Annotated in this window: 15 protein-coding genes and 1 tRNA gene; 6 read left to right on the top strand and 10 right to left on the bottom strand. The window is 54.3% G+C overall.

Going from position 1 to position 19,151, the window contains the following annotated elements; all coding sequences use genetic code 11:
• Positions 1–71: 71 nt before the first annotated feature.
• Positions 72–1,796 carry a proline--tRNA ligase gene (locus ACZ5DH_RS05610; protein WP_464256108.1) on the bottom strand — a complete coding sequence of 575 codons (1,725 nt, stop codon included), beginning with the start codon at positions 1,794–1,796 and terminating at the stop codon, positions 72–74.
• Positions 1,796–2,866: a flavodoxin-dependent (E)-4-hydroxy-3-methylbut-2-enyl-diphosphate synthase gene (ispG, locus tag ACZ5DH_RS05615; protein ID WP_464256109.1), complete on the bottom strand. Its 1,071-nt coding sequence runs from the start codon at positions 2,864–2,866 to the stop codon at positions 1,796–1,798. The genes ACZ5DH_RS05610 and ispG overlap by 1 nt, the downstream gene beginning before the upstream one ends.
• Positions 2,867–3,095: 229 nt before the next feature.
• On the opposite strand from ispG, the gene ACZ5DH_RS05620 reads away from it, so the two are divergent.
• The 4 genes from ACZ5DH_RS05620 to ychF all read left to right on the top strand — a co-directional run bounded on the left by ACZ5DH_RS05620 (position 3,096) and on the right by ychF (position 6,115).
• Positions 3,096–3,797, top strand: a complete 702-nt coding sequence (locus ACZ5DH_RS05620) for a FlgO family outer membrane protein (protein WP_464256111.1) — start codon at positions 3,096–3,098, stop codon at positions 3,795–3,797.
• Positions 3,798–3,811: 14 nt separating this feature from the next.
• Positions 3,812–4,153, top strand: coding sequence for a hypothetical protein (locus ACZ5DH_RS05625; protein WP_464256112.1), 342 nt, complete (start codon positions 3,812–3,814; stop codon positions 4,151–4,153).
• A gap of 8 nt (positions 4,154–4,161) precedes the next feature.
• A complete protein-coding gene (locus ACZ5DH_RS05630; RefSeq protein ID WP_464256113.1) occupies positions 4,162–4,776 on the top strand; it encodes a FlgO family outer membrane protein in 615 nt (204 codons plus the stop codon).
• A gap of 235 nt (positions 4,777–5,011) precedes the next feature.
• Entirely contained in the window at positions 5,012–6,115 is a 1,104-nt protein-coding gene (gene ychF / locus ACZ5DH_RS05635) for a redox-regulated ATPase YchF (protein ID WP_464256114.1), read from the top strand.
• A 235-nt stretch (positions 6,116–6,350) separates the two neighbouring features.
• Here the strand turns inward: ychF and ACZ5DH_RS05640 are convergent, their stop codons facing one another.
• From ACZ5DH_RS05640 to ACZ5DH_RS05660, 5 genes are all read right to left on the bottom strand, one after another.
• Positions 6,351–8,378, bottom strand: coding sequence for a methyl-accepting chemotaxis protein (locus ACZ5DH_RS05640; protein WP_464256115.1), 2,028 nt, complete (start codon positions 8,376–8,378; stop codon positions 6,351–6,353).
• Positions 8,379–9,729: 1,351 nt separating this feature from the next.
• On the bottom strand, positions 9,730–10,479 hold the full coding sequence (locus ACZ5DH_RS05645) for an RNA methyltransferase (RefSeq protein ID WP_464256116.1): 750 nt from the start codon (positions 10,477–10,479) through the stop codon (positions 9,730–9,732).
• Position 10,480: 1 nt separating this feature from the next.
• A complete protein-coding gene (locus ACZ5DH_RS05650) occupies positions 10,481–11,083 on the bottom strand; it encodes a DUF456 domain-containing protein (RefSeq protein WP_464256117.1) in 603 nt (200 codons plus the stop codon).
• A 12-nt stretch (positions 11,084–11,095) separates the two neighbouring features.
• A complete protein-coding gene (locus ACZ5DH_RS05655; protein ID WP_464256118.1) occupies positions 11,096–12,394 on the bottom strand; it encodes a phenylacetate--CoA ligase family protein in 1,299 nt (432 codons plus the stop codon).
• Between the two features lie 73 nt (positions 12,395–12,467).
• Positions 12,468–13,523: a DUF1786 family protein gene (locus ACZ5DH_RS05660; protein WP_464256119.1), complete on the bottom strand. Its 1,056-nt coding sequence runs from the start codon at positions 13,521–13,523 to the stop codon at positions 12,468–12,470.
• A 119-nt stretch (positions 13,524–13,642) separates the two neighbouring features.
• On the opposite strand from ACZ5DH_RS05660, the gene ACZ5DH_RS05665 reads away from it, so the two are divergent.
• Both ACZ5DH_RS05665 and ACZ5DH_RS05670 read left to right on the top strand, forming a co-directional pair.
• Positions 13,643–13,727, top strand: a tRNA-Leu gene (locus tag ACZ5DH_RS05665).
• Positions 13,728–13,864: 137 nt separating this feature from the next.
• Positions 13,865–15,658, top strand: a complete 1,794-nt coding sequence (locus tag ACZ5DH_RS05670; RefSeq protein ID WP_464256120.1) for a tyrosine-type recombinase/integrase — start codon at positions 13,865–13,867, stop codon at positions 15,656–15,658.
• 117 nt (positions 15,659–15,775) lie between these two features.
• On the opposite strand, the gene ACZ5DH_RS05675 is transcribed toward ACZ5DH_RS05670, so the two are convergent.
• The 3 genes from ACZ5DH_RS05675 to ACZ5DH_RS05685 form a co-directional block, all read right to left on the bottom strand.
• Positions 15,776–15,937 (bottom strand): hypothetical protein, encoded by a 162-nt coding sequence (locus ACZ5DH_RS05675; RefSeq protein ID WP_464256121.1) that lies wholly within the window; start codon positions 15,935–15,937, stop codon positions 15,776–15,778.
• 256 nt (positions 15,938–16,193) lie between these two features.
• Entirely contained in the window at positions 16,194–17,936 is a 1,743-nt protein-coding gene (locus tag ACZ5DH_RS05680; protein ID WP_464256512.1) for a cobaltochelatase CobT-related protein, read from the bottom strand.
• On the bottom strand, positions 17,818–18,855 hold the full coding sequence (locus ACZ5DH_RS05685; RefSeq protein WP_464256122.1) for a DUF3150 domain-containing protein: 1,038 nt from the start codon (positions 18,853–18,855) through the stop codon (positions 17,818–17,820). The genes ACZ5DH_RS05680 and ACZ5DH_RS05685 overlap by 119 nt, the downstream gene beginning before the upstream one ends.
• Positions 18,856–19,151: the final 296 nt, after the last annotated feature.

Genomic DNA, 19,151 nt, shown 5'->3' on the forward strand with positions numbered 1-19,151 from the left:
ATACTGCAATGAGGCTGCCCGGCACGGTTTCAGAAAAACCGCGTCGGACAGCCTCAATAAAGCACAAATGCCTAGCGGCTGGCCCAACCCTGCCGGACTTTTTCAATCCAGGCGGCAAAATCCTGCTCAAGGTTGTCCACGGAAAGCTCGCCCTTTTCGCCCGTGCGGCGGTCCTTGCACTCCACGATGCCACGGGCAAGGCCCTTGCCGCCAACCACAAGCTGCGCGGGGATGCCAAGCAGGTCCGCGTCCTTGAACTTGACGCCGGGGCGCTCTTCGCGGTCGTCCATCAGCACTTCCACGCCCATGCCCTGCAACAGGGCATATATTTCTTCAACCTTTGCATTAGCTTCTTCACTGCGGGGATCCAGGTTGAGCAACATGCACTCAAAAGGGGCCACCGGCGGAGGAAAGACAATGCCGTGCTCGTCGTGATTCTGCTCAATGGCGGCAGCGGCCACGCGGGACACGCCGATGCCGTAGCAGCCCATAATCATGATCTGTTCCTTGCCGTTCTCGTCCAGGAACACGGCATGCATGGCTTCACTATACTTCAGGCCCAACATGAAGATGTGGCCCACCTCAATGCCCCTGGTAAGCTCCATGCGACCGCCGCAACGCGGGCACTGGTCTTCGGGGGTGATGGTGCGCAAGTCGCCCCAGGCGGTCACAGCGGCATCACGCTTGAGGTCAGTATGCCTGATATGGGCGTCGGCCGCGTTGGCGCCAACAACATAGTCCGTGCCGCCCTGAAGTTCCGCGTCGGCATAAACGGGCACGCCGAGCCCCACAGGGCCGGCAAAGCCGACGGGCGCTCCGGTTACCGCCTGCACTGTGGCGGCGTCGGCCAATTCGACTTCCTGCGCCTTCATCAGGTTCTTGAGCTTGATGTCGTTCACTTCGCGGTCGCCGCGCACAAGCACGGCCACAGTCTGGCCGTCAACCTTGAACAGCATGGTTTTGACAATGCTGCTCGCGGACACGCCAAGCATGGCAGCCACTTCTTCCACGCTGTGGGCTCCGGGCGTGGCGACGGTTTCCAGGGCCGGGCAGGCGGCCGTGGCAGGCTGGCCCTTCCAGACGACCTCCGCCCTTTCCACGTTGGCGGCATATTCGCAGTCATGACAGAAAGCGATGGTGTCTTCGCCGGTATCGGCCAGCACCATGAATTCATGGGAAAAATTTCCGCCGATGGAGCCGGTGTCGGCCTCAACAGCGCGGAAGCGCAAGCCCAGGCGCTTGAAGATGCGCATATAGGCATCGTACATGGCCTTGTAGCTCTTTTCCGCACCTTCGGTAGTGGCGTCAAAGGAATAGCCGTCCTTCATGACAAATTCGCGCCCGCGCATAAGGCCGAAACGGGGGCGGATTTCGTCGCGAAACTTGGTCTGTATCTGGTACAGACGCACAGGCAACTGGCGATAGGAGCGCACCTCGCCGCGCACAAGATCGGTAACGACTTCTTCATGCGTGGGGCCGAGGCAATACTCGCGCTCGTTGCGATCCTTGAAGCGCAGAAGCTCCTTGCCGTAATGCTCCCAGCGGCCCGTTTCTTTCCACAGGTCGGCGGGCTGCACCATGGGCATGAGCAACTCGCGAAAATCGGCCTTCTCCATTTCTTCACGCACGATGCGGCCGATTTTTTCTATGACCCGCAGGCCAAGGGGCAGATAAATGTACAGCCCTGACGTGAGCCGACGAACCATACCCGCCCGCAGCAGAAGCTTGTGGCTGACCACTTCCGCATCGGCCGGGGATTCCTTGAGAGTGGGAATATAGCAGGAGCTGAAGCGCATTAGATGTTTTCCTTTTCGTTAAGCAGTGATTGCAGTTCTTCCATAAACGCAGCCAGCAGGGCTTCCTGCCCCTTGACAGAGCGAACAATCTCGCCCTTGCGGAAAATAATGCCCTTGTCGCGTCCTCCGGCCACACCCAGATCGGCTTCGCGGGCTTCACCGGGTCCGTTGACCACGCAGCCCATAACCGCCACCTTCACGTCCGCGGTGGAGGTTGCCAGCCGCTCTTCAACGGCGCGCGCCAGTGAAAAAAGGTCAATTTCCGTCCGGCCGCAGGTCGGGCAGGAAATGATTTCGGGCCCGCGTGAGCGCAGACCAAGGGCGCGCAGAATCTCCCAGGCCACCGTGACCTCTTCGGCTGGATCGGCCGTGAGGGATACGCGCAGCGTGTCGCCAATGCCTTCGTGCAGCAATATGCCCAGCCCCACGGCAGACTTGACCGTGCCGCGCATGAGGCCCCCGGCTTCGGTAATGCCGATATGGGCGGGATAATCACAGGCCTCGGCAAGCAGGTGGTACGCCGTAATGGTATCCATCACGGATGAGGACTTGAGGGAAATCTTGGTATCGTAAAATCCGCGCGCCTCCAGCAGGCGCACGTGCCCGAGGGCGCTTTCCACCAGGGCCTGCGGGCAGGGACCGCCGTATTTACGCAAAAGGTCTTTTTCCACAGAGCCGGAATTGACGCCCACGCGAATGACCGCGCCATGCGCCTTGGCCGCATCTACCACACTGTCCACATGGGCCTTGGGGCCTATATTGCCGGGATTGATGCGCAGGCCTTCAAAGCCCGCCTCCAAAGCGCCCATGGCAAGGCGGTGATCAAAATGGATGTCGGCAATGAGGGGCAGGGATGTGCCTGCGCGAATGGCAGGCAGCGCCGCCACGGCGGCTTCATCAGGCACAGCCAGACGCACCACCTCGCAGCCCCGCTCCGCCAGTCTGGCTATCTGCGCCAGCGTGGCCTCAGGGTCGCGGGTGTCTGTGTTGGTCATGCTTTGAACCACAACGGGCGCGCCCCCGCCCACAGTCACGCTGCCGAGGCGTATGGCCCTGGTGCATTTGCGCATGCCTTTTCTCCGATAAAAAGCCTGGCGACGCTGTGTCGCCATATCCTGTTAAGGGCGTCTTGTAAGCTATTTCCGGCCGCAAGCCAAGCATGCAGCCAATTATGCCGCTGGAACATGTTTTGCATATTTTTCGAAAAAAAGCAGGGTCGGGCTGATGCCTGCTTTATCCCGGCACTGAAGTTTATCGCGCAGGGGCCGATAAGTACAACAGAACACTATTGAGGTTGCCATGCACAACGTATTACGCCTTATACTTATTTGCACCCTTGCGCTGCCCCTGTTGGCGGGCTGCTCTAAAGCTCCGGCCACTGCCAATGATCCTGGCTACATAGATGCAGTTGAGCTGAAGCTGAAATTTCGTGAACTGGCGGACCAGATGCTCGCCACCATGCCCAATGACGCTCTGCAGGGGGTCGTGGCCATGCCGACATCCTTTGTGGACGAAAACAATACGTCACGCAGTTCGCCCTTGGGCAGACTCATGGGCGAAGCCATGTTTTACGAGTTCAACCAGCGCGGCTTTCCCGCGCGCGAATACCGTCTGACCGGCAATATCGCCGTAGTGGGCGGGCGAGATGATCTGGCCCTGATCGAAAACGCCGTCATCCCGGCCGGGCAAAAATGGGCTGCCCTGGTCGTAGGTACATATTATGTGGACAAGGACGCCACCTTCGTCAACGCGCGCCTGGTGCGCGCCACGGATGGCATGGTCATGCGCACGGGGCAGCTTGTGCTTGTGAACACCCCCATTGTGGCCCGCATGGGCAAAACTGACCCCCCTGCCGTCAAACCCGCGCCCGCGCAATCCGGCAGTTCAAGTGTGGCCTCATCGTCAAAACCCTCTGGCCAGCGTGGCGGTTTGTACCCTTCACTCTACACCCCGGCCAGTTCCATCACCAGCGGCAGCATTAACATCAAACAGGGCAAATAATGCCGGAAGCAGCCATGCGCGTCACCCCACGCATCATTACAATCTTCTTTCTCGCTCTTGCGGCGGGACCGGTTCTGACTATAAGCCTGGACGGCCCGCAGGCAAAAGGCCAGAATCTTTCTGCCTATGAAACAGGGCAAACCCAATCAGCACGCACTGGCGGGTCTGTGGGACAAGGGCCGAACATCAGCGCCAGATATTTGAAGCAGGCCCGGCAGTACCGGGACCAGGGCCGCTATGAACTGGCCCGCCAGTCATACACGCAAGCGCTTTCCACCTGCCGTTCCGCCGAGGATCTGGCGATTATTGAAAAAGAACTGGGCGGCATTGAACTTTTGCTGCGCACCATGCGTTGAGGATTATCATGAGCCGTTATATTGCCGTTATTCTTCTGCTGGCGGCCCTGCTTCTGCCCCTCACGGCCGCGGCCGAAGGCAACGTGCCCGCGGCAGCCACCAAGATAGCGCGTCAGCTGGATGAGCAGCTGATGATGCGCTATGCGGGCTCTGATCCAGAGGTAAGCAAAAAAGAACAACAATCCCTGGCGCGCGCCAATATTATTATCATGGGTACCACCCCTGCCAACCTCAATGACCTGAATGAGGCTTCGCCGCTGGCCCGCCAGATGATGGAAGAGGTCACGCGCTGGCTCATGAACGCGGGATACCGCTTTCAGGAACTGCGCAAGGGGAGCGACATCTACTTTGACAAAAAAAAGGGCGAGTTCATTCTTACCCGCGACGTCAAGCGTCTGGCCAGCAGGGTCGGCACGAGTCAGGCCATCATGGCTGGAACCTACGTTGTCAGTGGTGAACAGGTACGCTTCAACATCCGCCTGATCCATACCAACAGCAATGAAGTGCTGGCCATGGGTTCGGGCACGGTGCCCATTACCGATGACCTCATGCCGCTCCTGCGCGATCCGTCTCCTGGGGGCAAGGGAGGCGTTACGCCCACGGTGAATACGCGCTTGCAGTAAGTTTTCTTGCTTCCGCCACACTTTCTGTCTATAACAGGCCCGGCCCGGTACATGTGCCGGGCCTTCTAGAGCATTTCGTGGCAAGGATTTTCAGGAAAATCCTTGCAGAGCAGTTAACTCATTTCATTCGTAATCTGCTCTAGCCTGAACATTTCGCTGCGCGGGTCTGCAACAACCCGCGCGGCTTCGTTATTCCTTTCAATGCAAGAGCGCTTGCCGCGATTCAGGAGAAAGCATGGCCCTCAGCATAGGTATCGTCGGTCTGCCCAACGTGGGCAAGTCTACCCTTTTCAACGCCCTTACCAAGGCCCAGAACGCCCAGGCGGCCAACTATCCCTTCTGCACCATTGAGCCCAACAAGGCCACAGTTGCCGTACCTGACAAGCGCCTGCAGGAGCTGACAAACAAGGCCAAGCCGCAAAAAACCATCAATGCCAGCGTGGATTTTATCGACATTGCCGGTCTCGTGCGCGGCGCCAGCAAGGGAGAAGGCCTTGGCAACCAGTTTTTGGGCAATATCCGCGAATGCGCGGCCATTGTGCATGTGGTGCGCTGTTTTGAGGACGAAAACATCACGCACGTGGACGGCGGCGTAGACCCTCTGCGCGATGTGGACACCATTGAAACCGAACTGCTGCTGGCCGACCTGCAAAGCGTCGAAAAGCGCCTGGAACGCCTGCAAAAGATGGCCAAAGCCAACAAGGACGCCAAGGCAGTGGCCGACATAATGCAGACCTTGCTGGCCCACCTCAATGACGGCAAGGCCGCCCGTGATTTTTCTCTGCCCGACACCAATGAAGCCTTCATGACTTCATGGCGCGAACTTGGCCTGCTGACGGCCAAACCCGTCATTTACTGCGCTAATGTGGACGAGGCCGCAGTGGCCGAGGGCAACGCCTTTGTGGAAATCCTCAGGGCTTTTGCAGCCGAGCGCCAATCGGGTTTTGCCTGCATTTGCGCCAAACTGGAAGAAGAGCTGCAAGGATTGTCCGACGCGGAACAGGCAGAAATGCTGTCTTCGTATGGTATTGATGAAAGCGGTCTTGTGCGCATCATTCGCACGGGCTACGAAACACTCGGCCTGTGCAGCTATTTCACCGTGGGCCCGCAGGAAGTGCGCGCCTGGACCATCCACAAGGGCTGGAAGGCCCCTCAGGCGGCCGGGGTCATACATACGGACTTTGAGCGCGGCTTTATTCGCGCCGAAGTCATTTCCTACAACGACTACATGAGCCATGACAATGAGGCGGCCTGTCGCGCCAGCGGCGTGCTGCGCGTGGAAGGCAAGGAATATGTGGTCAAGGACGGGGATGTGATGCACTTCCTGTTCAACGTGTAGCGCAAGTTCTCTCTAAAATGCTTTGTGGGGGGGCCTTTTGCAAAAGGGTCTCCTCCCCCACGCCCCCACCCTCCAAAATCTTCTATTGCCCTTCAGAGCAGATTCACTCTGAAATACTTCGTATTTCAATTTGTCATTCTGCCGGAAAATACGCTTTCTGACAGAATCCAACCCACGCGCAAAGGCCCTCCCGGCTGAACCGGGAGGGCCTTTGCTGTCTTCAGGTCTTTTGGAATTACGCTTTCTTCATGTGTTCTATGAGTTCAACGAGACTGTGGGCCTGCTTGCGCAGGGCTTCCAGCTCATTCATGGCCAACTGCATGGATTCGGCTGTAGTGGCGGCAATGTGGTTCACGTCAGCGATGGACTTGTTGATTTCTTCGCTGGTAGCCGACTGCTGCTCACTGGCCGTGGCAATGGCCCGCACTTCGTCGGCGGTCTGATCCACCATCACCACGATTTCCTGCAGCGCTTCACCGGACTTGTTGGAAAAATCCGTCGCCGAAGCGATGTTGCGCACAGCCATATCCACTTCCTGGATGCTCTGCGAGGCGCTTTGCTGGATGGCCTTAATGGCGTTGCCCACGTCAGTGGTGGAGGTCATGGTTTTTTCAGCCAGCTTACGCACCTCGTCAGCCACTACGGCAAAGCCACGCCCTGCGTCGCCAGCTCTGGCGGCTTCAATGGCAGCGTTCAGCGCCAGCAGGTTGGTCTGGTCAGCAATGTCAGAAATGACGCCCATAATCTGGCTGATAGCCTTTGCGTGCTCATCGAGCTTCGACATGCCGTCCTTGAGGGCCATCGACTGCCGCTGCACTTCCTGAATGCCGTTCACAGCCTTGGACACGACTTCAGAACCGACCTGGGCCTTCATTTTGGCGGAAGCGGAAACGTCCGCCGCTCCACCGGCGTTTCGGGCCACCTCGAGCACTGTAGAGTTCATCTCTTCCATTGCTGTGGCTGTTTCGGCCAATCTGGACACCGCATGGCTCAACGCGCCGCCGGTATTGTCCACCTGTTCGGCAATATCGTTGATGGAGGAATTAAGTTTTTCAACCACGCCCTCAATTTGGGCGGCAGCGCTTATCATGCCGTCACGCTTGGCGATTTCGGCTTGGGCCTGGGCCTGCTTGGCCCCTTCCATTGCACGCTGCGCCTCTTCGCCCATCAAACGAGCCTGTTCGGCCTTCTCGCTTGCGTCTTGAACCAGTTTACGCAAATTCTCTTCCATATGTCGCAGCGCATCGGCCAGCTGCCCCATGTCGTCCTTGCTGTAAACATCGAGCGTCAAATCCTTCTGCCCTTCGGCCACCCCCAGAGCGTACCGGGTGATTTTACCCACAGGCGCGCTGACCCGAAGCCCTATAATGACTGACAGGGTAAGCTGCACAACCAACAGGATACAACCAACCATGATGGCCTTGTTAACGGCCTCACTCTCAAGCTGTTGCAGCACGTCTATGGGCATACCCACGAACCACATGCCGATAATCTTGTCGTGCGCATCCCTTACGGGCCAGTAGGCAGAATTATATTCCACGCCTAAAATCTTGTTGTGGGCAAAGCGTGTTTCACCTTTTTTCAGCACTGCCTCAATAATTTCCAGGGATTGAAGCTTGGTGCCGATGGCGCGTTGACCATTGTTCATAATGGTGGTCATTGCCCGCGTGTCACCCTTGAAAATGGTAACATCGAGGCCTGACAGCTGCTTGAGCCAATCTATGTAGGCAGACGTCACAAGGGACGTGCCAATGGATATGGTGCCCACCAATCTGCCTTCATACAGCACGGGCTGACTTGCCCGAATGGTAAAGGGCACTATGGTGCCTTCAACCACAGCCGCGGCAGGTTGCCCCTTGAGGGCCAGCACCACGGTTTCCTGATTGGTGATGCTGTCGTTATACTTTTCAGAATGGCCACGGGCGAGGACTCTACCGGTTTCGTCCGTAATGGTCATGAAATCTGACCCGGCCATTTTCATGAGCTTTTGCCCGATTTCTTTGGCCTGCTCATGATTTTTTTCCGCAATGGTGCGCGCAAAAGTGTCATCCTCGGCAATCAGGGCCGCACTTTGTGTAAAGCGGTTGCGCGTTATCTCATTGGCCTCCATGATAACGTTTTGCATGCGGCGTATGCCCCTGTCCAGTTCAACTTCGATCGGCGCTTTCATGTAGTAGATAGAAACAAAAAGCACTACGCTACAGCAGGTAATCAGCGCACCAAAGAGCGAACCCACATATTTGTGCGTGAGCGTTATGCGCATGCTCCCTCCTTAAAAACAAAAAGTTACAGACCTCAAATTTGCTGCTAGTAGCAACTCTTCCCACGCGTGAACAGTGTACAGCCAAATATATATGACGAACGGTATAAAGGCTCTCCGCCTTAAGCCGCTCCTATATCTTCCTATAACCTGCCGCCAGTCACCCAACGCTGACAGAAGCTGCTAGAAACAGGTGCTCTGTAGTTCTCTTCGACATAAACTTAAAAGCAAATAGAGTTGAATGCAAACCAAGTTTTCACAAAACCGAAACACCTTAAAAGCGTAATCACAATTAGTTCAATAATTTCATCATAATAATATAAAAATAACTTTTATAATATTTTGTTTCGGAGATACTTTCAATAAATCAGTAATGACAAACAATTACAAAAAACTGTTTTGCCTTGATCGGGAAAAACCCTTGAACAGCGGGGGAGAAACCACATGTTGCAAGACGGTTACAACGCTTCAACAGTACAATATGCCTTCTGTAAACTTACTGCGAATATTTTTAGTGATATCGTTACGTTGACTGCAACATGCCCATTGCCCTTGTAGAGAGCCCATTGTTTATTGTGATTTTTTTCTTAATTGACAAAGACGCCTGCTTGAATACAAGCAGTGAAGATAAACCGCGCTGACACCTTTAGGGCAAGTACATGCGCACACAGCAACAGAACATTTTCAGCTTGCAACTGCTCAGGCCCTGAATTTTTTTCGAACTCCTCATAAAATATCGAGCACCGGCTCGCCGGATTGTCCCTGTCGCTCTGTGGACACGCCCAAGGCCAGCCCGAAGGCTTTGGGTGCAGGGAGGACATTGCCTATAAAAAAGAAATGCGGCATTAAATATGCTGCGGAAAGGCCGCCATGCGGCCTTTCTTGCGGCCCCCCCCCAAAAAAATCGAAGCATGTTAACTTTGAAGAAGGGTAAATGCTGTAACGCTGCACGAGATGCAATGCGCCGCAACGTGGCGTTGATTGTGCGTAGAATCGCATTTTATGCAGTAAACGAATTGAAAAGTGAAGCACTTAAAGAGTAATCTGGTTTAGCGGAGCGGAATGTTCAGGCAATCAAACAGGCGGAAAAATCAAAACAAGGCAATGTAAGAGACATATTAAACCTGCGTCAGCGGGTCTGGCCATACGCACAGGCCAGCACTGCAGAACATTTGGGCCATGCATGCTGTAACCCTGCACGGTCCCGGTGCTTTCGCTGAGTCCGAACCGTTTTTCCAGGCTGGTCCGGTCATTTTTTTCTTGCGGCAATTGTACAAGGACGACATACGGAACGATTCATCTGCAGGGATTTCGCGATGGTACACGATCCGTTCGCGCAGACCGTTTGCCACTATCAGCCCAATTTGTGGCGAACCTGCCTGCAAAGCCCCATCAGGGCGTCATACTCATGTCTTCGCAACCCGGCTCTGGTAAAAAGGCGTCGCCAGGGCATAAGGAAGTATTCCGGGTTATCTCCGTGCAAATAGTCAAGTCGCAGCAGCATGTCCTTCAAGGATTCCATCAGGCGTTCCTGTTCAGCCGCTGTGGCCAGCTTGCCCCCTCCGCTCTCGCCTGGCGCACGCCCGCTTTCTTTTTTTTGACAATTACGCGCGGCATTGGCGCATTCATACAAAAGCAGCAAAACGGCTTGAGCCAGATTGAGCGAGCTTGCAGCCGGGTCTGTAGGTATGGTTGTCAGTTTATGACAATGGGTAATTTCTTCATTGTTAAGTCCCCTGTCTTCAGGGCCAAAGACCAGAGCAACCCGTTCGCCCCGCGCCAGCACCTCGGCCACCGCTGCCGCAGCCTGAGCGGGAGAAAGCAGCGACTGCCGCCAACCGCCTACGCGAGCGGTTGTTCCAACCACCAGGGTTGTGGGCGCCACTGCTTCCGACAGATCGGGGCTGACTGTCACGCCATCCAGCAGGTCCTGCCCTTTGGGCGTCGCCAGCGGACGTGCTTTTTCCCTGTCCCAACGCTCCGGATCGACCAGACGCAGGGATGAACAGCCCATATTCACGCAAGCCCTTGCGGTCATACCAATATTTTCGGGAAAACGGGTCTTGACCAGAACGACATCAAGACCATCAAGCAAAGAAGCCATGTCAGCACAATCCTCCGGCCAGAGCCATGACCAATTGAAGCGGTTCGTCAGGCGTCAGTCCCCCCCCCACAGGAGGCTTCGGCCAGATGCGGCTGGCAGCCAATGCCAACATGGCTCCGCCAATACCGCACTTGCAGACCGTTCCCAAAAAGCGCCCCACCATGGCTCCAAACGCGGCGTCCAATGATTCGCGAAGCGGGCGGCCCTTGGCCATTTCCATCACGAAACAGCCTGTCCATGCGCCAGCCACCGCGCCGATAAGTGCACCCAGGCCGAAAAAAAGCGGCGCCAGCAAAATGGCTCCGGCGATTGCCCCAATCATGCCCGCAAAAGTTCCCGATGAACTTGACCCGTAGCGTTTGGCCTTGACGATCTGCATGCCCAGTTCCAGCGCCTCCCCCACAAGAGCCAGGCCGACCATCATGACCCAGAACCAGGCCGTCATGGACTCCGAAGCGGGATGAGCCATCTTCCATAGCGCCACAAGCCCCAGCATCACCCAGTTGGCTGGCAGGCCGAAAACATTGAGCATGAGCACAAAGCACAGCAATGTGATAAACGCGCCCGCCAGCAGGCTCGCCAAGGGAAAGGGCAAAAAATCCATACCGTTCTCAACCTATTTTTTAGCGCGTAAATCCTGTAATCGCACAGCCTTGCCTTCGGTGCGCGGCAGGCTGTTGCTCTGCACGATTTCTACCCTGGGAGTGATAAGAATTTCATCGCGCAACCGCTGGGCTATGCTTTTTTGCAGGTTTTGCAGCACGCGCATGTCTTCAACAAAAAACTCGTCCCGTACTTCAATCTGCACGCGCATGACATCGCCAATGCCGTCATTTTCAAGCAGGATGAGATAACTCTGCCCCACTTCGGGGAAGGTCATGATAACCTGCTCCACCTGCATGGGATAGACGTTTACGCCCTTGATGATAAACATGTCGTCCGAACGGCCAAGGATGCGATCCATACGGCGGTGTTTGCGCCCACAGCCACATTCGCCCGGTATGAAGCGTGTGAGATCGCGGGTGCGATACCGCAGGATCGGCATGCCCTGCCGACAAAGGCAGGTCATGACCAGTTCGCCCACTTCGCCATCAGGTACCGGCTGGCCGGTTTCGGGATCGACAATTTCGGGAATATAGGCATCTTCCCAAAGATGCATGCCGCTCTGCTCAAGGCATTCAAAGGCCACTCCAGGGCCGTTCATTTCGGACAGACCGTAGGAATTATATGCCTTCATGTCGAAAAGGGCTTCGATGCGGCGGCGGAACTCCTCAGTATACGGCTCTGCACCCACAAGAGCAATGCGCAGGGGAAATTCGCGCGGGTCTTCACCCATATTGCGCAGATGCTCACCAAGAATAAGCGCATAAGATGGCAGGATGTGCGCCACCGTGGTGCGGAAGTCTTTGGCCAGCTTGATCTGACGGCGGGAGTTGCCCGCGCCTGCGGGGATGGTCAGGCAGCCCAGACGTTCCGCTCCAAAGTGGATGCCAAGGCCGCCCGTGAAAAGACCGTATCCGGACATATTCTGGAACACATCTTCGCGGCGCACGCCGACCATGTGCATACACCGGGCCATAAGGTCAGCCCAGGAGTTGATGTCGTTCTGCGTATGGCAAATGGCCACAGGCGACCCTGTAGTTCCACTGGAACAATGCATGCGGACGATTTCCGCCTGGGGTACGCAGAGCATGCCCGTGGGATACTGCGCGCGCAGATCCTGCTTGGTGGTGAAAGGAATGCGACGCAGATCATCCAGGCTGCGCAATGAGTCCGGCCCAACCCCTGCTTCGTCCAGCCGCTGCCGGTAAAAGTCGCACTTGCGGGCCTGCCCTACTGTATTTTTCAGCCTGACAAGCTGCGTTTCCTCAATGCGTTCCCGGCTCCACAATTCTGCGGGATCAAAAATTTCCATGCCTTTCCTCACCTTAGCAAGCATTAACATCGTCACACAGGAGGATCTCCGGGTCAATACGGAGGCCCCAGAATCAGTTAGTATGCAGTCGCGCCCAGCCCCAGAGCAGCCCCAGACTGCCAGCCAGCATCATGTCGCCGTGCGGAGCCAGAAAGCGCCCGTGACCCTGCAACATGGCCCGCTTGGGGCCAGTGATGTAGGTGGGCCCGTAACCGCCGGCCTCTTCGCAATAAGGCCCGAAAGCGGTTCCGTGACCACCGGTGGACTGCACCTCTTCGGCAGGCAACCAGTGTTTACGGAATTGTTCCAGATCGTGCAACAACTGCTCCAGATCACGCATGCCCGTGTGGTGTTCGTAGATACCGCGCACCTGCCCCCTGTAAACAAGGGCCGCCACAGTGTGTCCGTTGCCCACGTTTATCACGGTTATACCCTCACGGAAACTGCGATCCATAACCTCGCTGTCGCACAGCGCTCCAAGAAGCGCGCTGGTACCTGTATCAGCCACAGGCCCGCCAGTTTTTTCATGCAGAGGCACCAGACGGGTCAGAGCCGGAGGCGGCACGGAATATATCCACTCGGCCGGATCAACAGAGGACGCCAAAAGTTGGCTCCACATGCGCATTCTGGCCTGACGGTTGCCACCCACGTGATAACCGTGATCCTGAGCCGCGGCCAGAACCATGTGGGGTTGCGGCAGACCGGCCATGCGCAGCAGACCAGCCCAAAAATCCGGCGCATAGTCTGTGAGAAAAATGGGCACGCTGCCTTCAGGGCAGTTGGCGGTAAATTCCACCCCCATCGCGCGCACCACGTCTTCACTGTCGTGAATTCCGCGCGAAGCGGCGGGAGTTGACCCAACTTTAAAACCTGCGGCCAGATGCTCCTTGATGGCCTGACTGAAGCCACCCCCCATATTCCCGCCATAAAGCCAGATGTCGCGGCGCAACAACGTCAGTTCACGAATACGCTGCGCCACCATGCGGGCGGGCGCGGGAAGTACGAAACGCGGCCAGTTTTCGCACTCAATCCCTGGACGGGCCAAAAGGACATCCTGCGTACCGCTGCCGATATCAAGGCACAGGACAGGCCCTGTACGCTTCAAAAACTTGTGTACAAATTCGTCCATTGGTTGTCTCCAGTAAGGGCCAGAAGTTACGCGCAACGCCTCGCAAGCGCAAGTCCCGGAAATTTTTTTTAAAAAAATACTTGCCAAGAGCAGACCAATACGATAGTTCATTGCTTCGCGCCGAGGTGGTGGAACTGGTAGACACGCTATCTTGAGGGGGTAGTGAGGATTCTCGTGCGGGTTCGAGTCCCGCCCTCGGCACCACGAATTTAGGAATTGAGCTAACAAGCCCAATTCCTTTTTCTTTTTGTGGCTGACTTGATAAGATTTCTTGGATTGGTGACCCCCTACCCCTTGCGTCCCCTTACTGGGGCACTCGCAGGGTCACAGGAGCCACAATTATGCCCGCCAATCTTACAGCAGCACGCCGCCAATCCCCTGCCCAACCTCCAGCCTTCCTTTACCTGAAGGGAAGGATTTTCTACTATCGCTATAAGCTTCCCAAGCGATTCGTTACGGGAGGCTCAACGAAGGAAATCCGAATCAGTCTGCGGACTGCCTATCAATCTCAGGCGTCGCGCATAGCTGCCCGTCTGCATGCTGTGACGGCGATATCTTTGGAGCGCTGGCCGATGGAAGAACCTAATGATTTTGCTGAAAATAAGAAGAGGCTTGCCGATCTTCGTAAGTTTCTCCAAACCGAGTTAAATAACATCCTTGATGCGCCTGGAAAAATTGAGTTGAGCCCTTCTGATATACGTAAACGGCTGAATGGGTATTTAAAGTATCAACTTGATCAGGAAGCAGTCGAACCTATCCCTCCTGATGAAATTATTGTTGGAGATGGGGATGGCAATTTTGAAAAAGTTGATTTAGCGGAATCGAATGATAAAATTGCTTCAAATTTGCTTCATAATCTCAACACTGGAGATAATTTCGACACAGATGTTCAACGTTGCGTCTTTGATCTTGTTAAGAGCGGAGCGTTTGATATCTCAGAAGTTTCACGCGATAATGTAGATGGACTCACCAGAAGTTATCTTGCTATGCAAATTAGCCTTCAAAAAATCAGGGCAGCAAGACTACGAGGAGATTTTTCTTATGAACAGCCCTACCATCAAGCAGAATATATACATTATCAACAATCTATAAGTAAGATAGAAGAAAAATATCTCAATCTTGATGAACTTATAAATCTCTATCACGTAATAAAAGTTAAAGACGGTGCATGGGCTAAACATTCCCTTTCAGATCATAAGAACAGAGTTACAAGTCTCTTAAGGATCATTGGTAACAAACCAATAAATTCTATTACCAGACAGGATATGCGTAGTTTTAGAGACACGCTTCAAAAACTTCCTCCGCAATGGCGAAAACAATTAGATAAATCTGGGCTTTCTATAAAAGAGTTCATTGAAAAATACAAAAATAAAGCCCCCTTGAGTATAAAAAGCATCAATCTAATTGTTGAAGCTGTTTCAGGAATGTTTACTTGGGCTATGCGTGAGAATTTGATTGAGCGTAATCCTGCGCAAGGACTTGGACTTAAAGATACACAGCAGGACATAGAAAAGAGACTCCCCCTCTCCGATGATGATATAAAATTGATATTCTTTAATGGTGATTATAAGCCAGACGCCTATAAAAATCCCGCCTATTATTGGGCTCCATTGATAGCGCTCTATACTGGGATGCGGCTTGAAGAAATATGTCAGCTTCACTGCGAGGATATCTATGAAGAAAATGGTATATTTTTGATTGATATTCGAGAAGACAGCACTGATGGTTTATGCGATAAAATATTAAAGACAAAAAATGCAAAACGAAAGATACCAATCCATGAGAAATTGAAAGCTTTGGGCCTTATTGCTTATCGTGATGCAATGATCAAAGGAAAAGAAATCAGACTGTTCCCATTGTTAAATAAAACTGAAAAATCACCTAAATATGGGAAGCAAGTAGGAAAAGCATTCGGGTTACTTCTGAAAGAAAAGAATATTGTTGATGGAAAAAGTTTCCATTCGCTCCGCCATTCGTTCTCAAATTTTTTCAAAATCAGAAATATGCATACTGACATGTTTAGACAGGTATTTGGGCATGAGATTCAAAATTTGGCAGGCAGGCAATATGGAGATAAGTTTTCAATAAAGCAAATCTATGAAGAACTCATTTCAAAGATCACCTTTGGAGAATAGAAGTGGAAGACTTGACCTGCAACACAACACTCTTCGGTTGAAAAAAATACAAGCATCGTAAGGGCAGGGAAGCGGGGGTATCCTCGTCTCCCCGCCCTACAACATATCTGTAGCTCTCTACCTGCCTTCATTCTCAGGCAGAGCCGGTTGTTCCGATTCTTCCACGGCATCGCCGTTGCCACTTTTACGGTCTTCCAGCTCCACCGCTACCGCCGCCGCAGTGAATACCCCTGCGATTCCAGCCAGTATGCCGCCTATAAATGTCCATTTACTACTCATGGTTATTCTCCTTTTCAGTTGTGAAATTGCAGAAGGCGGGATCGCTCCCGCCCACTGTTCGTCTGCCGTTTTGAATAGCTTAGTCGTCCCAGTTTTCCTTGATGACTTGCAGCACAGCAATGGCAACAGGTATCCATGCCAGTGGGTTCATATAGCCTCCTTGGGTATCAGTAGCGCGGGATGCGCTGTCGGTTGAAGTTGATAATGGTTGAAATGGGCCGTGCCGGGCTCCAGCGGCAAAAGTCCAGTGGCACCATCATGATGCCCATCCTTTCAGCAGAGCGTCCTGAAGCAGGTCAAATATAGTGGGAGCCAAGTCAGGCAAATCGTTGATGACCCGGCTGGTCTGTGGCAGCAGTTTGACTATGTGCTCGTCATGTATCCCAAGGCCATACATCTCAAAACCAAGATTTTGCGCTACGGTCACAGCATGGATTGCTGCGTGCGTGCTATCGGGCACCCCGTCAGTGATGATGAGAATTATTTTTCGTTGCTCCCTGAGGAACAGCATTGTCTGCATAACCCACCACAAAGCCGCAGCCAGCGGGGTTCCGCCTGAAGCATTGATGTCAAAGCTGTCCGGCACCTTTTGACCATGCCGCATGATGGGGAAGACAGAACTTGTGGAAGCCATCGCAGGAAAAGCCGTGACCGCAGGGTTTACGCCTTTGATATTTTCCAGCGCTTTTGCCACAGCAAAGCACGCCTGTCTTGCCAGAACGATGGGCGCGCCGCTCATACTGCCGCTGACGTCCAGCAGGATATGCACAGCAGTGTTGAGGCCAGTCTGTTCCACCTCCCTGCGGAAGATCCGTGGATTTCCCGTCTGTAGCCGATGGAGCGAGCCGGGATGTAAGGCCCCGCGCCGACCGATGCTGCATCGTTTTTGTGTCTGTGCCTGTAAAAGTCCTTGGAGGCGGGTTCGCAAGGCAATACTGGCCTGAAGGGCTTGCAGCTTTTGCCCCTCCGGTAATGCGCTTGACTGCCGAAATCCTTCGACCGCCACCGTAACGTTCTCAAAAGCCGATTCTGCCTGACAAAGAACAAGTGCCGTTGAAAGAAGCTCCCCCAGGTTTTGAGGCAGGTCTTGGGCTTCGGCATGGAACAGGGCTGTAAGCTGGGCTTTGGCCTTGCTGGGAGATATAGGCATCTGCGTTTGAGATGCACAATCAGACGAAATATCCTGATCTGATTGAGGGGCAAAATCAGTGTGATCAGCTCCATTTCCTCTGGTTTTCTTTTGTTGCTGTTGCGGTTCCCACTGCCGGATACCCTGTGCCAATTGACGTGCATAGGCAATGGCTGCAGCCGTGTCCGGGCAGTGGATGTAAACCTTGAGCAGGATGGCATCCAGCACTTCCCTCAGGCCGGGAAAGTGCTGGCGTAGCACCTCTGCCGCTGCCGTGCGGGCCGAGTTGACATCTTCCACATCCCATGCCCGCACCGTCAACAGCACATAGTCCAAAACAGCAAGGGGCGGAGGATCCCCCCCGGCCCTTGGCTGTGCCTCTTCCACAAAGAACCGTCGTATCAGCCAGTTCAGATTTTGTCGGCAGCCAGGAAAAATGCCTGACAGCTTTTTCTCGATGCGCCAATCCTCCAGGCAGTTAAAGAGGTTGAAGGTCACAGGATCAAGGTTGGCAGCCTTCAATACTACAAAGTCCGTATGCCGGATATGGCCGGATTCATGATCGACAAACGACCTTGCCAATGCCAGCAATTCCGGTTCGCAATCCATCGGCAACGATGGCAGATGGATAACTTTACCGTTGGTGCAGGCCTCCTTGCCGCCAATACGTACCTGCACACCATAGCGGTCGCCAAGGATGGACGCCAGCAGGGGCAAGCAGTTGAGAACGTCTTTTGTGCGTACCATGGCGTCACCACAGGCCCAGGCTGGGGATGGCAGGATGAGGCAACGGGCTGTCACCCACGGGAATCTCAGGCAGGATGGGTTCATCGTCCATTTCTCCATCCACGGTGCTGTCCACCCGTCCAGCAGGATCATCCGGCTCGGATACGCACGTTGGACCGGCCAGCAACGCATCCAGAACAAAGGCTGGGCCATAGCCTTCAATAACCTTCTGGGCATGGGCCACAAGAGCCACGCTGTCCTTGAGCAGGCAGACCAGCCCTTGCAACAGCAGCAGGTCTGTGCCGGTGATGTTGCCCTTTTTGGGCATGCGAAGCAGAGCAGCTTGTACGATGTCAGCCACCGGGGCCACATGCGGCTCTACGAAAGACAAGCCTGTAAGCTTGGCATGCAGGGTGCGCAGCGGCGAGAGCGCCTTGTGAGTCACTTCCGTCTTGCCATGGTAAACCCTGCGCCATATATCGTTTGCAGACTTAGCTACTTCGTCAAAGAGCGTGCCGCCCAGACCCTGCACTTCTTCTGCCAGACCGGCTTCCAGCACGGCTGTGTTATCTATATGTTGCGCCAGCGGGGATACCTTGTACAACTGCCAACGGAAGTCCATGCGGGCACGCACATAGTCCGGCCCCACAATGGAGTTACGGATAATCTCGCCCCATTGATGATGCTTTTCTATCCAGCCCTGCACATTCTGATCATAGCCTGCCAGAAAGGCCTCTTTTTCTTTCTGAAAGTCGTTGCGGATGTTGCAAAGCTCCTGCACTATTTCACCGGCTTTTTCTTCAGGAATGGCCCAGCCGGACATGAAGCGCACGCCGTGCCTGTCAAGATAGTTGAAGGCGCGAGCCTTGAGTGTGCCGAACACCTTGAGATTTTCCGGGTCGGCAATGCGCTTGGAGCCAAGAGATGCCAGGTCTTCGGGCGGCAGTTCCGCACCGCCCAGGTCTTCCTGGCTCATCTTGCGGCGGGCTGACCATAGGCTGACGTTGAGGTTGAGGGCCAGCAAATTGTCCAAAATACGAATGTCAGAAACAGTCGGTGTCATAACAGCCTCCTAAAATGAACTTTTTGTAATGTTGAGGGTGTAACCTTCAGTGAGTTTTTTGATTGCACGGGTTTCAAGCTCCAGGACGGAATTGTTGCCCGCACAATTTTCAGCGGGAATAAAGTGTTGTTGCCCAACAGTATTCGGCTTACCCCAATGGAGCATAAGACCTTCGGGGCGGGCCTCGCCTATCCAGAACTTGCCGTCCTGCTTTTTGCCAGAAAGATTATGAACTACCTCCAGATGGACGCGGGGGGTAGCTACCGTAGTTGTGTGGTGCAGCTGGCCCCGCATGA

The organism is Desulfovibrio simplex (assembly GCF_055387835.1).